Annotated in this window: 16 protein-coding genes; 9 read left to right on the forward strand and 7 right to left on the reverse strand. The window is 65.7% G+C overall.

Annotated features, from left to right (window positions below; all coding sequences use genetic code 11):
* The first annotated feature begins 6 nt into the window (after positions 1–6).
* From ispG to ABIC09_RS35075, 3 genes are all read left to right on the forward strand, one after another.
* Positions 7–1,290: a flavodoxin-dependent (E)-4-hydroxy-3-methylbut-2-enyl-diphosphate synthase gene (gene ispG / locus ABIC09_RS35065; RefSeq protein WP_354031405.1), complete on the forward strand. Its 1,284-nt coding sequence runs from the start codon at positions 7–9 to the stop codon at positions 1,288–1,290.
* A 148-nt stretch (positions 1,291–1,438) separates the two neighbouring features.
* Positions 1,439–2,335 (forward strand): TauD/TfdA dioxygenase family protein, encoded by an 897-nt coding sequence (locus tag ABIC09_RS35070; RefSeq protein ID WP_354112109.1) that lies wholly within the window; start codon positions 1,439–1,441, stop codon positions 2,333–2,335.
* A 53-nt stretch (positions 2,336–2,388) separates the two neighbouring features.
* A complete protein-coding gene (locus ABIC09_RS35075; RefSeq protein ID WP_430640194.1) occupies positions 2,389–3,144 on the forward strand; it encodes an N-acetylmuramoyl-L-alanine amidase family protein in 756 nt (251 codons plus the stop codon).
* 95 nt (positions 3,145–3,239) lie between these two features.
* Here the strand turns inward: ABIC09_RS35075 and ABIC09_RS35080 are convergent, their stop codons facing one another.
* From ABIC09_RS35080 to ABIC09_RS35090, 3 genes are all read right to left on the reverse strand, one after another.
* Entirely contained in the window at positions 3,240–4,850 is a 1,611-nt protein-coding gene (locus ABIC09_RS35080; RefSeq protein WP_148754330.1) for a Na+/H+ antiporter, read from the reverse strand.
* Between the two features lie 46 nt (positions 4,851–4,896).
* Positions 4,897–5,754 carry a class A beta-lactamase gene (bla, locus tag ABIC09_RS35085; RefSeq protein WP_148754331.1) on the reverse strand — a complete coding sequence of 286 codons (858 nt, stop codon included), beginning with the start codon at positions 5,752–5,754 and terminating at the stop codon, positions 4,897–4,899.
* Positions 5,755–5,935: 181 nt separating this feature from the next.
* Positions 5,936–6,310, reverse strand: a complete 375-nt coding sequence (locus ABIC09_RS35090) for a nuclear transport factor 2 family protein (RefSeq protein WP_148754332.1) — start codon at positions 6,308–6,310, stop codon at positions 5,936–5,938.
* 94 nt (positions 6,311–6,404) lie between these two features.
* Here ABIC09_RS35090 and ABIC09_RS35095 point away from each other — a divergent pair, with 94 nt between their 5' ends.
* A complete protein-coding gene (locus ABIC09_RS35095; RefSeq protein WP_187435209.1) occupies positions 6,405–6,839 on the forward strand; it encodes a GFA family protein in 435 nt (144 codons plus the stop codon).
* Positions 6,840–7,015: 176 nt separating this feature from the next.
* The gene (locus ABIC09_RS35100; protein WP_354112110.1) at positions 7,016–8,830 is read left to right on the forward strand and encodes a caspase family protein; all 1,815 of its coding nucleotides are present in this window, start codon (positions 7,016–7,018) and stop codon (positions 8,828–8,830) included.
* Between the two features lie 263 nt (positions 8,831–9,093).
* Here ABIC09_RS35100 and ABIC09_RS35105 read toward each other — a convergent pair whose 3' ends face one another.
* Together ABIC09_RS35105 and ABIC09_RS35110 are read right to left on the reverse strand one after the other, a co-directional pair.
* Complete coding sequence (locus tag ABIC09_RS35105) at positions 9,094–9,780, reverse strand: DUF1345 domain-containing protein (protein WP_148754334.1); 687 nt, start codon at positions 9,778–9,780, stop codon at positions 9,094–9,096.
* A 9-nt stretch (positions 9,781–9,789) separates the two neighbouring features.
* Entirely contained in the window at positions 9,790–10,713 is a 924-nt protein-coding gene (locus ABIC09_RS35110; protein ID WP_148754335.1) for a polyprenyl synthetase family protein, read from the reverse strand.
* Positions 10,714–10,874: 161 nt separating this feature from the next.
* Between ABIC09_RS35110 and mtgA the strand changes: the two genes are divergently transcribed.
* The 3 genes from mtgA to ABIC09_RS35125 all read left to right on the forward strand — a co-directional run bounded on the left by mtgA (position 10,875) and on the right by ABIC09_RS35125 (position 12,681).
* Entirely contained in the window at positions 10,875–11,549 is a 675-nt protein-coding gene (gene mtgA / locus ABIC09_RS35115; protein ID WP_148754336.1) for a monofunctional biosynthetic peptidoglycan transglycosylase, read from the forward strand.
* A gap of 166 nt (positions 11,550–11,715) precedes the next feature.
* On the forward strand, positions 11,716–11,898 hold the full coding sequence (gene rpmF, locus ABIC09_RS35120; RefSeq protein ID WP_007598106.1) for a 50S ribosomal protein L32: 183 nt from the start codon (positions 11,716–11,718) through the stop codon (positions 11,896–11,898).
* Positions 11,899–12,051: 153 nt separating this feature from the next.
* The gene (locus ABIC09_RS35125) at positions 12,052–12,681 is read left to right on the forward strand and encodes a hypothetical protein (RefSeq protein WP_354031415.1); all 630 of its coding nucleotides are present in this window, start codon (positions 12,052–12,054) and stop codon (positions 12,679–12,681) included.
* Positions 12,682–12,886: 205 nt separating this feature from the next.
* Here ABIC09_RS35125 and ABIC09_RS35130 read toward each other — a convergent pair whose 3' ends face one another.
* Positions 12,887–13,147: a hypothetical protein gene (locus ABIC09_RS35130; protein ID WP_148754338.1), complete on the reverse strand. Its 261-nt coding sequence runs from the start codon at positions 13,145–13,147 to the stop codon at positions 12,887–12,889.
* A gap of 218 nt (positions 13,148–13,365) precedes the next feature.
* Between ABIC09_RS35130 and ABIC09_RS35135 the strand changes: the two genes are divergently transcribed.
* Positions 13,366–15,060, forward strand: a complete 1,695-nt coding sequence (locus ABIC09_RS35135) for a GGDEF domain-containing phosphodiesterase (RefSeq protein ID WP_187435211.1) — start codon at positions 13,366–13,368, stop codon at positions 15,058–15,060.
* A gap of 117 nt (positions 15,061–15,177) precedes the next feature.
* On the opposite strand, the gene ABIC09_RS35140 is transcribed toward ABIC09_RS35135, so the two are convergent.
* Positions 15,178–18,045, reverse strand: a complete 2,868-nt coding sequence (locus tag ABIC09_RS35140; protein WP_354112111.1) for a PAS-domain containing protein — start codon at positions 18,043–18,045, stop codon at positions 15,178–15,180.
* Positions 18,046–18,088: the final 43 nt, after the last annotated feature.

Raw genomic sequence — 18,088 nt, forward strand, 5'->3', positions numbered from 1 at the left:
GACCTCATGAACAAGCTCGAAAACACCATCGATTCCGACGTCGCGGGCCCTGCGCCGCGCCATCGCACCACCCAGGTCAAGGTCGGCGATGTCGCCGTCGGCGGCGGTGCGCCGATCGTCGTGCAGTCGATGACCAACACCGACACCGCCGACATCGACGGCACCATTGCCCAGGTCGCAGCGCTCGCGCGCGCCGGCTCCGAAATGGTCCGCATCACCGTGGACCGCGAGGAGGCTGCCGCAGCCGTTCCGCATATCCGCGACGGCCTTCTCAAGCGTGGCATCACCACGCCCTTGATCGGCGACTTCCACTATATCGGCCACAAGCTGCTCGCGGCCTATCCGGCCTGCGCCGAGGCGCTCGCCAAGTACCGCATCAATCCCGGCAATGTCGGCTTCAAGGACAAGCGCGACACCCAGTTCGCCGACATCATCGAGATCGCGAACAAGAACAGCAAGCCGGTGCGCATCGGCGCCAATTGGGGCTCGCTCGACCAGGAGCTGCTGACCAAGCTGATGGACGAGAACGCCGCGTCCGCCAATCCGCGCGACGTGCGCGCGGTGACGCGCGAGGCGATGGTGCAGTCGGCGCTGCTCTCGGCCGCGCGCGCCGAAGAGCTCGGCATGCCCAAGGATCGCATCATCCTCTCCGCAAAGGTCTCGGCGGTGCAGGATCTCATCGCGGTCTATCAGGATCTCGCCAGCCGTTCCGACTACGCCATCCATCTCGGCCTGACCGAGGCCGGCATGGGCACCAAGGGCATCGTGGCGTCCTCGGCCGCGCTCGGCATCCTGCTGCAGCAGGGCATCGGCGATACCATCCGCATCTCGCTGACGCCGGAGCCCGGCGGCGACCGCACCCGCGAGGTGCAGGTCGGCCAGGAGCTCCTGCAGACCATGGGCTTCCGCACCTTCGTGCCGCTGGTTGCGGCCTGCCCCGGCTGCGGCCGCACCACCTCGACCACGTTCCAGGAGCTGGCGCGCTCGATCCAGGATTTCATCCGCGATGAGATGCCGGGCTGGAAGACGAAATATCCCGGCGTCGAGGAACTCAACGTCGCGGTGATGGGCTGCATCGTCAACGGCCCGGGCGAGTCCAAGCACGCCAATATCGGTATCTCCCTGCCCGGCACCGGCGAAGCGCCGGCCGCGCCGGTCTTCGTCGACGGCAAGAAGTTCCGCACGCTGCGTGGGCCCACGATCTCCGCCGACTTCAAGGCGCTGGTGATCGACTATATCGACCAGCGTTACGGCCAGGGCGCCAAGGCCCCGGTGACCGCGGCGGAGTGATTCAGCTCCGCTAGCGCTCCACACTCCGCCGTCGTCCCGGATCTGCGCTTACGCTTGTCCGGGACGACGAGTTGAATCTGTGGCGCAGATTGCGCTTCTGTCGCCAAGAGCTACCATGCTCCCAATCAAGACGATCGGGAGACACGCCATGAGCTCACTCGCCGGCAAGCAGGGCCCGCGTTATCGCCACACGGCTGATGACGGCGCACCTTACGAGACCATCGCGGTCGAAAAGCTCACCCCCATCGTCGGCGCGGAAATCTCCGGCGTCGATATCGGCAAGCTCGTCTCCGACGATGCCCGTTCCAACCGGCAGATCGACGAGATCCACCGCGCGCTCGCCGAAAACCTGGTCATCTTCTTCCGCGACCAGCACATCACGCCGCAGCAGCATCTCGGCTTCGGCCGCAAGTTCGGCGAGCTACATTTTCACCCGGCCGCGCCGCATGAGGACGAAGACCCCGCGCTGATGAAGATCTATGCGGACGCGAACTCGCCGCGCGCCAACGGCGAGGGCTGGCATTCCGACGTCTCCTGTGATCTCGAGCCGCCGATGGGCTCGATCCTCTACATCAAGCAGTGTCCGCCGCGCGGCGGCGACACGCTGTTCGCCAGCATGTACGCGGCCTATGAGGCGCTGTCGGATCGCATGAAGGCCTATCTCGACGGCCTGACCGCGCTGCATGACGGCGAGCCGATCTATCGCGGGCTCTATGCCAATTACGGCGTCGCCGATCGCCCGTCCTATCCGAACGCCGAGCACCCGGTGGTGCGCACGCATCCGGTCACGGGCAAGAAGGCGCTCTATGTCAACCGCGGCTTCACCCGCCACATCAACGGCGTCCCGCGCGACGAGAGCGACGCGATGCTCGCCTATCTCTACCAGCACGCCGAAAACCCGCTGTTCCAGTGCCGCTTCCGCTGGACCGAGAACGCCATCGCGTTCTGGGACAACCGCTGCACCCAGCACCGCGCCATGTGGGACTACTGGCCGCATACGCGATCAGGGACACGCGTGACGGTGAAGGGGGAACGGCCGGTGTGAGCATATCGTGGCGCATCACCGCCGCTATCGCTGTTGCGTTGATCCCGCTTCTGGTGTCTTCGGCTGATCATGGCGACGCAGCCGGAGCGCGAAGGTCCGCAAGGGCCAAGCTCAAGCCGCCTGCTCCGGAGACCTGCGAGCCGCGTAAATTCAAGATCATCCTCGATGTCGGGCACACCTCGGAATCGCAGGGCGCGACCAGCGCGCGCAACGATGTGGAATTCGGCTTCAACCTGCATCTGGCGCGGCTGATCGGAGAGCGCTTGACGTCGGCAGGCTTTGCCGCGACCCGCGTGCTGGTGACCGAAGGCAAGGCGCGGGCGAGCCTGCTCAAGCGTGTCGGCACCGCCAACGCCGCGCATGCCGATTTATTCCTGTCGATCCACCATGATTCCGTGCCGGACAAGATGCTCGAGGAATGGGAATTCGAGGGCGCCAGCAGCCATTTCAGCGACCGCTTCAGCGGTCATTCACTGTTCGTGTCCGAGCGCAATCCGCGCTTTGGCGCGAGCCTCGCCTTCGCCCGGTTGCTGGGCCGGGAGCTGAAGGAGAAGGGCCTGCAATACGCGACGCAATACAGCCTGCCGCTGATGGGGCGTTACCGGCATCCATTGCTGGACAAGGATGTCGGCGTCTACCGCTATGACGCCCTCGTCGTGCTCTCGCAGACCCGAAGCGCCGCGGTGCTGCTGGAAGCAGGCTCCATCATCAACCGCGACGAGGAGATGGCGATGAATTCGCCCGAGCGGCAGGAGCTGATTGCGACGGCCGTGGTGACCGCGATGCGGGCGTATTGCGAGAAACGGTAGCTTGCTCCGCCGTCATTGCGAGCGTAGCGAAGCAATCCAGAATCTTTCCGCGGCGGCAGTCTGGATTGCTTCGCTACGCTCGCAATGACGAGAAGCTACAGCGGCGCCCCCTGATACTCCCGGTTCGCCAGGCTCGCCTCTTCCAGGTCCAGGTCGCGCTCGATCCTCCGTCGCGTCTCGTCGGTGATCTGCCCGTCGCGCAAGAGGTCGTGGATGAATTTGCGCTCTGCGACGATCAGCTCGCGGGTCAGTGCGGTGCCGGCGGCGGAGACGTCGTGGCGGGTGGGATCGAGTGAATCAGGCAGCTGGTTGACGCGGATGTCGTGGCGCGCGCGCAGTAGCCGCATCACCTCGTCCGAGACCTCCTTCCCTTCGCTCAACGCATCCAGCGATTTCAGCGCGGCGTCGAGCGCCTGGCGCCGTGCCGCGATCTCGGCCTCGTGCGCGGCGACATGCTCGTTGCGGCCGGCTTCCGCGATGCCGAGCCAGCGAACCACCGGCGGCAGCGTCAGGCCGACGCCGATCAGGGTGATGAAGATGACGCCGAAGGCCACGAACAGGATCAGGTCGCGATACGGGAAGGCAGCGCCGTCGGGCAGCGTGAACGGCAGCGCCAGCGCGGCGGCCAGCGACACCGCACCGCGCACGCCGGTGAACGCGAGCGCGAACGGCCATTGCCAGGGCGGCGACGGGTCGCGCGCGCGCAGCGATTTGCTGAACATCCGCGGCAGATAGGTCGCGGGGTAGAGCCAGGCGAAACGCGCCAGAACGATGATGACCATGACCACGGCGGTCGCGATCATGATGTCGTCGAGCGGGAACGCTTTCGATTTCTCGTAGAGCGCGCGCATCTGGAAGCCGGTGAGCAGGAACAGCAAGCCCTCGATCAGATAGATGATGAGGTCCCAGAAGAAGATGCCTTGCAGGCGCGTCGACGCCGAAATCAGCAGCGGCCCGTTCCAGCTCACATAGAGGCCGCAGGCGACGGTGGCGATCACGCCGGAGCCGCCGACATGCTCGGGCAGCCAGTAGGACACGTAGGGCGTGATCAGCGACAGCGTCAGCTCGACCTGCGGATCGCAGGACCATTTGCGGAAGCGGAGGGAGAGCCAGCCGACGCCGATGCCGAAGGCGATCTCGCCGGCGACGATAAGGGCAAATTCGCCGGCCGCCAGCGGCAGCGAGAAATGCCCGACCACGATCGCAGCGAGCGCGAAGCGGTAGAGGATCAGCGCGGTTGCGTCGTTGGCGAGGCCTTCGCCCTCGAGGATGACCATCAGCCGGCGCGGCATGTTCAGCCGTCGCGCGATCGCGAGCGGCGCCACCACGTCGGGCGGCGCGACGATGGCGCCCAGGAGGAAGCCGATGCTCCAGGGCAGGCCGATCACGTAATGAGTGGCCGCCGCGACCATCGCCGCGGTGAAGATCACGGCGCCGACCGCGAGCAGCACGATCGGACGCAAATTGTTCCTGAACTCGCGCCAGCTCATCGCAACGCTCGCCGAGTAGATCAGCGGCGGCAGCACCATCAGCAGGACCAGTTCCGGCGGCAGCTCCACCGGCGGCATGCCCGGCACGAAAGCGAGGCCGACGCCGGAGAGCATCAGCAAAATGGCAGGCGCCATGTTGAAACGGCGGGCGACCAGCGCCGTGCCCGCCAGCACGGCGAGCAGGATCAGGAAGGTCTGGAATTGCGCTGCAATCATGCCCTGTCTTGGCCCGGAAGCGGCCAAGAGGTCAATGCGAGGCGGCTTACGCCAATCGCTCAGTCACCATGCGCCCGATGCGGGCGAACACCGCCTCGATCTGCGCCACGTTCGGCGTGCCGCCCTGGGTGTAGGCCGCGATCAGGATCGGCGTATCCGGTTTGGGCCAGGCGACCGCGATATCGCCCGACGCATCCTTGCCGTTGTTGCCGGTCTTGTCGCCGATCTTCCAGGCTGCCGGCAAGCCGCCGCGCAGCCGGTTCGCGCCGGTCTTGCAGCCCACCATCCAGTCGGTGAGCTGGGCCCGTGACGCCGGCGACAGCGCTTCGCCCGTCACCAGGCGCTTGAGATTGCCGGCCATCGCCGCCGGCGTCGTGGTGTCATGGGGATCGCCGGGCGGCGAGCGGTTCAGCTCGGGCTCGTTGTGGTCGAGCCGCGAAATGGTGTCGCCGATCGATCGCCAAAATGCCGTGAGTGCGGCGGGGCCGCCGATCCGCGCGAGCAGCAGATTGGCGCAGGTGTTGTCGCTGAGCTCGACGATCGCCTTGCACATGTCCGCGGCCGACATCGCGCCGGCCGGGAGGTTTTGCTTTGCGACCGGCGCGTACTCCAGCAGGTCGGTCTTGCCATAAGGGATCATCGCGGCGAGCTGTTCCTCGCCGCGATCGACCCGCGCCAGCACGCAAGCCGCGAGCGAAGCCTTGAACGTCGAGCACATCACGAAGCGCTCGTCGGCCCGCCAGGTGAGCTTTGCGCCAGTGGCGAGGTTCTCCGCATAGACCCCGATCCGTCCGCCGCTCTCGCGCTCATAGGATTCGAGCTCAGGCGGTGCGTCCGCGGCGAGAGCCGGAGCAGCGGCCATCCAGCAGAGCGAGGCGAGCAGGGAACGGCGGTCGAGCAGCATGCGGGACTTTCGAGCGGGGAGAGGTGGGAAGGATGCGACGTACGCGCTACCCGCGCCCGTCATTGCGAGCGCAGCGAAGCAATCCAGTCTGTCACCGCGGCGGGATTCTGGATTGCTTCGCTGCGCTCGCAATGACGGAGAAATGCGAGACGATTGTGCCTGATTTCAGGCAGTGAAAGCTTCACTCCTTCAGATCATACCGATAGGATTTCGACACGATCTGCCAGCCGTCGGCGAGCTTCATCGCCACCAGGTAATCCGTGAAGAAGCGCGGCGGCAACTGGCATTTGACCTTGATGAAGGCGGTCTTGTCGTCCGAGCGGTCGATGGTGACGATGAAATCCTCGCGCGGCTTGCCTTCCGCCTTGGCAGAGGGGCGCTTGCGTACCCATGCGAGCCAGTCCGGCACGGTCAGGATCTTCAACTCGCCCTTTTCCACCCAGCGCAGATCGGCAGATGGATGGAAGGCGTCGCCGAGCTTTTCGGCGTCGCCCTCGTAAAGCCCGTCGAAATAGGATTGCACGACGGCTTCGACGCTCGAATGATTTGGGCTCATGGGTCATCCCTCTGAATGATGGCGCGCCGCGAACTTAGTGGTACGCATCGAATTGCGCTATGGGTGTCTGCGCTATTTGAGCGAGGGCATCGTCATGACCGGATCAGAAAAACCGAACGCTCGCATCCTTGCCGGCGAATGCTATTGCCGCGCCGTCCGCTACGAGGTCGCGGATGCGTTCTCCTATGCGCTGAACTGCCACTGCTCGAACTGCCGCCGGACCACCGGTTCCGCCTTCAAGCCGTTCGCGGGCATCGAGTATAGCCGGCTCCGCCTCGTCGGGGGCGAGGACCAGCGGATGATCTACGGGGACGACACCACCCATGACGCGCACTGCGCCCGCTGCGGCTCCCTGCTTTATTCCCGGGTCCGCGAAGGCAAATGGGTCCATGTGGCCATGGGAACCCTGGTCGATGCCCCCTCGATCCGCCCGACCGCCCATATTTTCGTCGACTCCAAGGCTCCGTGGCACGAGATCACGGACGATCTGCCGCAGTACCGGCGGCATGTCGGGGATGCCCAGGGGTAACCCGGCTCGCACGGATTTGGCGGCGAACCGCCAACGCACTGGCGCGACTAACAAAAGGGAGGGCTCGGCCTGTCGCCGCCGCTGCCTTCGTGACCTCCATCACAAGCGCGCGTGGCGGAGCTTGCTAAGGCTATTCTTGAGGGTGTGAGCTGCCCCGAATTTTTGGAAGTGGTGTCATGCGCAATTTGTCCAGACTTTGCCCGCTTCTCCTCGCCGTCGCGCTGATGTTCGGCGCCGGGCCCGCCTTCGCCGGAAAGCGCGTCGCGCTGGTGCTCGCCAACTCGGCCTATCAGCACGCGCCCCCGCTCACGAACCCCGTCAATGACGGTGCGGTGATGGCCAAGACGCTGAAGGATGCCGGCTTCGATGTCGTCGATTCCCGCCACGATCTGACCGCGCTCGACACGCGGCGTGTGCTGCGCGAATTCGCTGATTCAACCCGCGATGCCGACATCGCCGTCGTCTACTATGCCGGCCATGGCATCGAGGTCGAAGGCTCCAATTATCTGATCCCGGTCGATGCCAGGCTCGAGCGCGACACCGACGTCTATGACGAGGCGCTCTCGCTCGATCGCGTTCTGGTCGCCGTCGAGCCGGCGAAGCAGCTTCGCCTGGTGATCCTCGATGCCTGCCGCGACAATCCGTTCGGCAGGACCATGAAGCGCACGCTCGCCTCGCGCGGCATCGGTCGTGGTCTGGCCCAGGTCGAGCCGACCAGCTCCAACACGCTGATCGCCTATTCGGCCAAGGCCGGCTTCACGGCGCAGGACGGCGATGGCGCCAACAGCCCGTTCACCATCGCGCTGTCGAAGCATCTGACGACGCCGGGCCTCGATGTTCGCCGCGCCTTCGGCTTCGTGCGCGACGACGTGCTCAAGTCGACCGGAAACAAGCAGGAGCCGTTCGTCTACGGTTCGCTCGGCGGCGAAGACGTGCCGCTGGTGCCGGTCAAGGCCACGCTCGTGACTGCGACGGCGCCCGCGCCCGTGGTGAATCCGCAGGCCGATATGCGCCGCGACTACGAGCTGGCGCTCCAGGTCGGCAACAAGCCGGCATGGGAGGCCTTCCTGGCCCAGCATCCGGACGGCTTCTATGCGAACCTTGCCAAGCTCCAGCTCGATAAGATCCAGGCCGACCAGGTTCATGCGGCGGCGATCGAGAAGACGAAGCAGGCCGATGCCGAACGCGACCGTCTCGCCGCGCTCGGCGCCCAGAAGGACGCCCAGACCAAGGCTGCGGCCGACGCGAAAGCAGCCGAGCAGGCCCAGCTTGCCGCCCAGAAGGCCAAGGAGCAGGCGCAGCAGCAGGCTGCGGCTGCCGAGCAGCAGCGCGTCAATCTCGCTTCTTCCGCGCCGGGCGCCGCGCCCGCCAGCGCGGCGAGCCCCGCCGGCACCAATGTCGCTTCGCTGACACCGGCGACCGCGCCGGCCGATCTCAGCCGCTCGGTCCAGACCGAGCTTGGCCGCGTCGGCTGTTTCTCCGGTCAGGCTGACGGCAACTGGAGCCCGTCCTCGCAGCGGTCGCTGTCGCAGTTCAACCGCTATGCCGGCACCAAGCTCGACGTGAAGGTGGCGAGCACCGATGCGCTCGACACGGTCAAGTCCAAGCAGTCGCGCGTTTGCCCGCTGCTCTGCGATCACGGCTTCAAGGCCGACGGCGACAAGTGCACCAGGATCGTCTGCGGCGACGGTTATGCGCTGAACGACGACAATGAGTGCGAGAAGCAGCGTGCCGGCAAGCCGGCCAAGCCTGCAACCGCCAAGCGCGACGACGGCGATGATCGTCCGGCACGGCAGCGTCGCCAGTCCGGCGGCGCGGCCGCTGGAGCGGCGGGCGGCATCGCGGCGGCCGGCGCCGGTCGCGCCTCAGGTGGCAGCGGCCAGATTTTCTGCAACGATCTCCTCTGCCGTCCTGTCAGGCCCGGCTGCCACCTCGTCTATCGCGGCGGCGGCGGCCCTCACGTTGATGCCAATGCCGAGGTCTGCAATTGAGGAGGCTGCTTCCCGCGACATTGTTCCGGCAATCGCATATGGCATTTTGCACGAGCTGAGTGCGCGCCTCGTCCTTCGAGACGACCGCTTCGCGGTCTCCTCAGGATGAGGCTAAGCGGCATCGGTGCTCGTCAAAACTACGGCCGCACGCTCGGTCCTCATCCTGAGGGCCCGCCAACGGCGGGCGTCTCGAAGGATGGCCACAGAGAAATCGCTCCCATATGCGATAGCCCTGCGGTGAAGCCGGGACCCTGTCGCGGGGATCAAGTCGCGATCGCGCTCGCTGCGATGTTCACCGTCAGCGCCAGCAGGGCCGTGTTGTAGACAAAGGACACGATGCCGTGCGCCGTCGCGGTGCGGCGGATGGTCTTGTCGGTGATGCCGACGTCGGAGACCTGCGCGGTCATGCCGATCACGAACGAGAAATAGACGAAGTCCCAATAGTCGGCGTGGTCTTCCTTGTCGCCGCTCGGGAACTGCAAGCCGCCCGGCGGATGGCGGTAATAGTCGTGGGCATAATGCAGCGCGAAGGTCGTGTGCACGGCGGCCCAGGATAGCGCGATGGTGCTGATGGCGATGGTCAGCTCCGCAGCGCCGCGGTGGGCGCCGAGCTCCGCGACGATCGCCGCGATACTGGCAAACGCGCCAATCGCCGTCACCAGCAGGATCACGAAGCGGCCGTCGTCCTGCATCGCGGCGCTACGGCGGATGTGCTGGTGGTCGTTGCACAGCATCATGCTGTAGACCAGCACGAGATACACCGCGATCAGCGCATCCCAGCCGAGCACAAGCCGCGTCGTCAGCCGGAGCGAGCCCGGCAACAGCAGGCAGACGAGGATGCCGATACCAAGCGAGATAAACGTCCGCGGCCGGGCGTAGATGAGCCGCATCGGCCGCGACATCTGGCGGAAGCGGACGAGGACGGGATCTTCTTTGCCCTCGGCCGCCATCGATGCGCGTCAGCTCTTGCGTTCGGCGACGAAGCGGGCGGCGGCTTGCAGCACGGCGGCGCGATCGCCGAAGATCGACACGGCGCTGTCGGCGCGCGCGAGCAGGTCGCGCACACGCTGCTTGGCGCCTTCAATGCCGAGCTGGGTGACGAAAGTGGTCTTGCCGAGCGCTGCGTCCTGGCCCGAGGGCTTGCCGAGCGCTGCCGCATCGCCCTCGACGTCGAGCAGATCGTCGGCGATCTGGAACGCTTCCCCGAGCGCGCGGCCGTAATCGTCGAGCGCCTGATATTCCGCCTTCGAGGCCTGACCGAGAATCGCGCCGGCGATGCAGCCGTAGCGCAGCAGCGCGCCGGTCTTCATCTGCTGGATGCGCGCGACATCGACCGGTTCACGATCGCCAAAGCGGCCTTCACCGGCGAGATCGAGGATCTGGCCGCCGACCATGCCGCCGATGCCGGCGCAGCGTGCCAGCGCCCGCGTCAGCAGCAGCCGCACATTGGCATCGCGATGGATCTCGTCGCGGGTGACGATGTCGAAGGCGATGGTCAGAAGGCCGTCGCCGGCGAGGATCGCGGTGGCATCATCGGTCTGCTTGTGCAGGGTGGGGCGGCCACGGCGCAGGTCCGAATTGTCCATCGCCGGCAGATCGTCATGGATCAGCGAATAGCAGTGGATGCATTCGAGCGCGGCGCCCACGAGCAGCGCCGCTTCGCGGGGAACGCCGAACACGGCCGCGCTCTCGACCACCAGGAACGGCCGCAGGCGCTTGCCGCCATTCAGGCTCGAATAGCGCATTGCGTCCATCAGTCGCTTGGGACGGGCGATCTCATCGTGCAGGATGTCGTCCGACAGCAGGCGCCCGAGCAGGGCTTCGGTGTCATCAGCGGTCTTGTCCAGACGTTTGGCGAAATCGGACGGGGACGTGCCGGTCATCAAGAAAGGCTCCAGAACCAAAATTCGGCGGGACAATCCTTTATGAGCCGGCCCCAGTCAATCGTTTGGAAGGCCTAAAAAGTGCTGGAAAACGCCCGAATTATCACAGACTTAATGCCGAGGCCGCGAGCCGCGTTTCATTTTGCGCCGGAAAGGTCGATTTGCGCATCGTCAAAATCCTGCTGCTGGCGCTCGCGGTCGTGGCTTTCGCGCCCTATGTGGTCGCGCCGTTCTACCGCAGCGGCCATCCGGTCTCGACGCTGATGGCCTGGCGCTCCCTGACGGGCGCGCCGATGCATCGGGAATGGATCGATCTGGCGGCGATGTCGCCGTATTTGCCGCGCGCGGTGGTGGCGGCCGAGGACGCCCATTTCTGCAAGCACCACGGCATCGACTGGGGCGCGCTGCGCGAGGCCATCGACGACGCCAAGGAGGACGGTACGCCGTTCCGCGGCGCCTCCACCATCACCCAGCAGGTCGCGAAAAACCTGTTCCTTTGGCAGGGGCGGGATTTCGTCCGCAAGGCGCTGGAATTCCCGCTGGCGCTCTGGATCGATTTCGTCCTGCCCAAGCACCGGATCCTGGAAATTTACCTCAACATCGCCGAGTTCGGCCCGCAGGGCCAGTTTGGGGTCGAGACGGGCAGCGCCTATGCTTTCGGCAAATCGGCCGGCAATCTCTCCCCCCGGGAAGCGGCCCTTTTGGCCTCGATCCTGCCGAATCCGGTCAAACGCAGCGCCAGGACCCCGGGACCGGGCGTCCGGCGGCTGGCCGGGACCTACGTGGCAAGGGGACAGGCCTCCTCGCTTTTGACCTGCTGGCGGGAAAATCGCTGATTTCGGGCCCTTTTCGGGCGTATTTTCCGTCCCAGAACCCTAGCTTTACGGCCAGCCTTCCTCTATAAGCCCGGCCTTGATCGGCATTTCGCTCGCCCCGTTTGGATGCTGAGCCGTCCCCCAGCGGACGATGCCCTGATGACACCAATCCCTAGAGGATATTGAAATGGCCGTTCCGAGACGAAAAACTTCGCCGTCGCGCCGTGGCATGCGCCGCTCGGCAGACGCCATCAAGAAGCCGACCTATGTGGAAGACAAGGACTCCGGTGAGCTCCGTCGTCCGCATCATCTCGACCTCAAGACCGGAATGTACAAGGGCCGTCAGGTCCTGAAGAAGAAAGAGTCCTAAAGACTCTTCTCGGGCAGGGTTATCCTCGATCAGGATGACGTGACCTGCCTGATTTCGGCCAATCCATGAGATATGACGGTGTCGGCGGCGGAGCGTATGCTGCGCCGTCGCGTTGTCTTGCCCGGACATCTTGATCGAGAAGGCGCTTTGCCGATGGTCGGTTTCCCGCTGCTTCTGATTCCGCTCGCGGTCTACAACATCATCGCCTTCCTGATGCCCAGCGTGTCCTTTTCGGACGTGCTGTTCAAGGTGCCGATGATCACCGGCGAGACCTGGTCGGTCACGCTTGCCGATCTGCTGCTGGCGCTTGGCGTGTTGCTGCTGCTGCTCGAAGTGGTCAAGGGCGCTCGGCCCGGCGCGAAATTCCTGATGGATCATCTGCTGTCGCTGATCCTGTTCGGCGCGGCGGCGGCCGAATTCGTGATGTGGCCCAAATTCGGCAATTCCACTTACTTCCTGCTGGTGCTGCTTGCGATGGCCGATTTCCTCGGCGGCATCGCCCAACGCGCGCGCCGTCGCATCACCTATGTTGCCGCCGAGGCGGTAGCGGTGCCGCGCAAGGCCAAACGCCAGGCCGAGGCGCCGCCGCCGGCGACGGTGTTCGAGCCGAAGCTCAATCCCGTGCCTGAACCGCCGCCCGCGCCCTCGGCGCAATCGGTCGCCGAATCCGTCTTGATGGATCACCCCGCGCCGAAGCCGGGCATCGTATCGTCGCCGGAAATTCCCTCGCCGCATTTGCAGCCGGGCAACGGTACGCCGCCCTCACCCGAAGAGCCGCGCTGATTTCTCTGGATTCGCCCGCATCTCACTGCGGCGGCAGTGTGCTCCCTCGCCCCGTTCTTACGGGGAGAGGGTTGGGGTGAGGGGCCTCTCTCCACGCATGAGATCGCCGTGAGACCTGTACCCCCTCACCCGGATCGCAAGAGCGATCCGACCTCTCCCCGCAAGCGGGGAGAGGTAAGAAGGGCCGTCTCACTTCAAATCGATCTCAAGCCACCTGACGCGTGCGTGAGGTGACGCTGGGAAGCGGGCGTTTGCCATAGGCCATGCGGGCGTCCTCGGAGGAGCCGCGGCGCAGCCGGCTTGCCTGGGGCAGGTGCTCGGCATTGGCGATCAGCTGGGTGACGAAGCTCGGATCGGGGCGCGTCAGCGGGATGACTTTGTGGACCCATTCCAGCGTCGGGGTCAGCGGCACCACTGCGGTGCCCACCGTCCGCTCCGCTTCGTCCGATCTATCAGTCGTCACCATCGTAACACCGTCAGGCCGGTCAATTGTCGCGTTTCGGGACGAAGCGCGCTGTGCCTGTGATGGTCTCGCAAGGCCTATGCCGGTCGAGCCTATATGGTTCCGGGGGCCCGCAGAACGTGGTTTCCAAATTGTTTATCAACTTTGCCTAGGGTCGGAGACGAATCTGGCCGTATTCTGTGCCGGCTCAGGACTCCCCGCTGTCCCGAAACGAGGCGCTTTTGACTCCAGCATTGCCGCAAGCCTCTGAAATCCTGGCCGCTCTCGGTCAGGCCGTGTTCGTCTGGGATATCGCGAGCGACGCCATCGTCTGGGGCGAGCAGGCCGACGCCATCTTCCCCGGCATTCCCCCCGAGCGGCTCGCGACCGGCGCCGAGTTCGCCAAGCTGATCGAGCCTGCGCAGACGCTGCGGAGCGCGGCGCTGGCGCAGACTTCCGCCGTGCACGGCACCGACGGCACGCCCTACCGGGTCGAATATGGCGTGCGCCTGAGCGCCTCCGATCCCGTGGTCTGGATCGAGGAGACCGGCCGCTGGTTCGCCGGTGCCGACGGCCGCCCGATGCGCGCGATCGGCTCTGTCCGCATCAACAATGAGCAGCACGCCCGTGACGAGGAGCTGACCAAGCTTGCCCGGCTTGATCCCCTGACCGGCGAGCTCAACCGCTCTCACCTGATCGCGGCGCTGGCCGAGGCGATCGAGGAGACGAGCCGCTTCCGCTCGACCGCAGCCTTCATGCTGGTCGGCATCGATCATCTTGCCCGCGTCAACGACGCCTTCGGCTTCGACGTTGCCGATGCCGTGATCCTCGACGTCGCCAAGCGCATTCGCACGCGCTTGCGCGGTGGTGACGTGCTCGGCCGCTTCTCCGGCAACAAGTTCGGCCTGATCCTGAAGAACTGCACCGTCGACGACATGAACGTTGCCGCGGAGCGCTTCCTCGCCGGCGTCCGTGATGAGGTGGTGCCGACCAAGTCCGGCCCGGTCTCGGTCACCGTCTCGATCGGCGCGGTCAGCCTGCCGCGCTATGCCCGCAATACCGACGAGGCCATCAACCGCGCCCACGAGACGCTGGATGCCGCCAAGCGCCGCCGCGTCGGCTCGTTCGCCGCCTGGCGTCCGAATGCCGAGCGCGACGCGCAGCGCCGCGTCAACATTCGCGTCACCGACGAGATCGTCACCGCGCTCAACGAGCGCCGCATCAAGCTCGCGTACGAGCCGGTGGTGTCGGCTGCGACGCGCGAAGGCGCGTTCCACGAATGCCTGGTGCGGATGGATCAGGGCGGCGGCCAGGTGCTGCTCGCGCCCGACATCGTTCCGGTCGCCGAGCGGCTCGGCCTTATTCGCCTGGTCGATCACCGCGTGCTCGAGCTCGTGGTCGCCGAGCTCGCGGCCGCGCCCGACATCCGCCTCAGCCTCAACATTTCGCCGGATACCACGATGGACCCCGATTGGTGGGCGGGAATCGAATCGCTGATGCACGCCCATCCCGGCGTCGCCGAGCGGCTGATCGTCGAGATCACCGAGACGGTGGCGATCCAGGACATCGACGACGTCCGCGGCTTCGTCACGCGGCTGAAGAATTTCGGCAGCCGCATCGCCATCGACGATTTCGGCGCCGGCTACACCTCGTTCCGCAATCTGCGCAAGCTCGGCGTCGACATCGTCAAGATCGACGGCGCCTTCGTCCAGAACATCACGCATTCCGCCGACGACCGCGCCTTCGTGCAGACCTTGATCGACCTCGCCCGCCGCCTCGACATCAAGACCGTCGCCGAATGGGTGCAGGACGAGGAGGCCGCCAACATGCTGCGCGACTGGGGCTGCGACTACATCCAGGGCCGCCTGATCGGGCTGGCCTCCGCTGACCGCCCGTGGGGTGCGCCGCCGGACAGCGCGCTGCCGGCGGCGGGGTGAGATATCGTGGGCGGATCGGGGTAGCGTCGCGAACGCCACGATTTCCCCTTTGAAATCAATGCCGTTCTACTTTGCATGGGGTTGTTTTCGCGATGTTCGCGAGAGGAATAGGCAGGCTCACGCCACGCGGCGGACTGCGTTCAGCGTCTCGATGGTAAGCCCCACCTCAGCCGCCGGGCAGGGCTTGCCGAAGTAATAGCCCTGCACCGCCGTGCAGCCGCATTCGCGGACGAAGTCGAGCTGCTCGATCGTCTCGACCCCTTCCGCCGTCGTCTCGACGCCGAGCACGGCGCCGAGGCTCGCGATAGTGCGGACGATGGCGGCGCTTTCCGGACTCTCGCCGAGCGTGCCGACGAAGGAGCGGTCGATCTTGATGCGGTCGAACGGAAATTTGCGCAAGTAACTCAGCGAGGAATAGCCGACGCCGAAATCGTCGAGGCTGACGCGCACGCCGAGGGTGCGGAGCTGGTGCAGGATCCCGATCGTCGCTTCGCTGTCATCGAGCAGCGCCGTCTCGGTGACCTCGAGCTCGAGCCGCCGCGGCGGCAGGCCGGCTTCTGCAAGCGCGCTCGTCACCATCGCCACCAGTCCACGCGAGCGGAACTGCACCGGCGACAGATTGACCGCGACCGTGACATCCGGCCATGAGGCCGCAGTGGCGCAAGCGGTACGCAGCACCCATTCGCCGATCGGAACGATCAGCCCGTTCTCTTCGGCGATCGGAATGAACTCGGCCGGCGAGACGAAGCCGCGCGAGGGATGGTTCCAGCGCAGCAGCGCCTCGAAACCGGTCAGCTCGGTGGTGTCGAGCCGCACCTGCGGCTGGAACACCAGATGGAACTGGTTGGCTTCCAGCGCGCCGCGCAGATCGTGCTCCAGTGCGTGCCGGCTGCGCGCCTCTTCTTCCATTTCGGGCTCGAACAGCTGATAGGCGCCGCGGCCCTTGGCCTTGGCCTGGTACAGCGCGAGATCGGCGCATTTCATCAGCTCGTCCGCGTCGAGGCCGTGGTCGGGCGCGATCGCGATGCCGACGGAGACGCCGACATGGATCGACTGGCTCCCCAGCGGCGGCGGATGACCGATGATCTCGACCAGGCGGCGTGCCAGCCGCTCCGCCGATTGCGGTTGCGGTCCGCGCTGGAGCACGGCGAACTCGTCGCCGCCGAGACGGGCGACGGTGTCGTGCTCGCCGACATTCTCCTTCAGCTGCGCCGCGACCCAGCGCAGCAACCGGTCGCCGGCGGCGTGGCCGAGCCGGTCGTTGACGGTCTTGAAATTGTCGAGGTCGAAGCACAGCACGGCCATGGCGCCGCCGGCGATCGCGACCTGGTTCAGCCCCTCGCCCATCTTCTCGCGGAACAGCGTGCGGTTGGGCAAGTCAGTCAGGGAGTCGTGCTGCGCCATGTGCGCGACCCGGGCCTGGGCCTTATGACGCTCGGTGACGTCCTCATAGGTGACGACCCAGCCGCCGTGCTCCATCCGCTTGTGGTTGAGCTTGATAATGCGGCCGTCGCTCAAATGGCGGTGCAGCGTGTGCTCGCCCTCGCGCAGCCGCTCGACATAGTCGGCATAGATCTTGGCGGCGGTGGTGTTCGGATGGATGCCGAGATCGCAGCTGTGCTCCATGATCTCGCGCATCGAGACGCCGGGCTTCACAATGTCGGGCGACAGGCCGTACATCTCGATGTAGCGGCGGTTGCAGACGATGACGTGGAGGCTCGCATCGAGCATGCACAGGCCCTGGCTCATGTTGTTCAGCGCCGCATCGAAGCGGCGATACTGCTCACTCAGCTCCTCGACCGCGCGTTCGCGCTCGGTGATGTCCTCGTAGGTGGCGACGAAGCCGCCCTCGGGCAGCGCGCAATAGCGAACCGAGATCACGGTGCCGTTCGACATGCTCCGCCGTATCGGAGAGGAATCGCGGTTCGCGATGCGCGCGCTGGCGGCTTCAACGAGCTGTTGCGGGCTGTATTCGGAAGCGAAGGCGCCGTTCGCCATCGAGCGCTCGATCAGCGCGGCGAGATGGGTGCCGGGCTTGCTCTCCTCCGGCGACAGCCGATAGATCTGCTGGTAGGTGGAGTTGCAGATGCGCAGGCGCATGTCGCTGTCGTAGAACGCGAGGCCATGCGCCATGTTTTCGAGCGCCGCATCCAGCATGAGATTTTGCTGCTTCAGCGTCTCTTCGTGCTGCAGCCGCTCGGTGACGTCCTCATGCACGGTGACCCAGCCGCCGTCTGGCATGAACCGCGATACCGCCTGTACCCTGCGGCCGTCATGGCGCGTCACGAGAACGGTTTTCGGGCTCCTGGTCCGGACGTCGTTGATCCGGGTCTCGCGGAACTCGTCTGCGGACATATCCGCCGTGTTGCCGCGCGACAGCCAGTGCTCGATGGCCGTGCTATGCGAGATGCCCGGTTTCACGAGCTCGGGGTCTAGGTTGTAGAATTGCAGGAAGCGTTCGTTGCAGACGACGACGCGGCTGTCGGCGTCATACATGATGAGGCCGTGCGACATGTTGGCGAGCGCGTGCTGGCTGCGCTCGGTCTGAAGTTGCAGCTCGACCTCGAGCCGGGCGAGGCGGCTGACATCGTCACAGATCGTCATCCAGCCGCCGTCGGGAAGCGGCTTCAGCTCGAGCGTGATGACCAGGCCGCTGGCGAGTGTCTGCCGCGTATGGAACGGCTTGCCGGCCGCGATCAATGCGATCCGCGCAGCGTAGAGCGCGTCAAGGTCACTTGCCCGGATATTGCCGAGCGCCACGCTGTGGGCGAGCACGTCGCGGTAGCGCGTTCCGAGCCGGACAATGTCGGCCGACATGCCGAACAGCTCGATATACCGGCGGTTGACCAGCACGATCCGGTTGTCGGCATCGTAAACGCAGACGCCTTGTTCCATGCCGTCGAGCGCAAGCTGGCTCAGCGAGAGCAGGGCCTGCTGGCCTTGCTCGCGGCGCGCACCGAGTTCGTTGTCGCGGGTCGACGTCATGGGACCAGTGGATCTCGGTGGCAATAGACTTAGCGCAACGTAA

The organism is Bradyrhizobium sp. S3.12.5, from assembly GCF_040548225.1.
Lineage (GTDB): Bacteria > Pseudomonadota > Alphaproteobacteria > Rhizobiales > Xanthobacteraceae > Bradyrhizobium > Bradyrhizobium cytisi.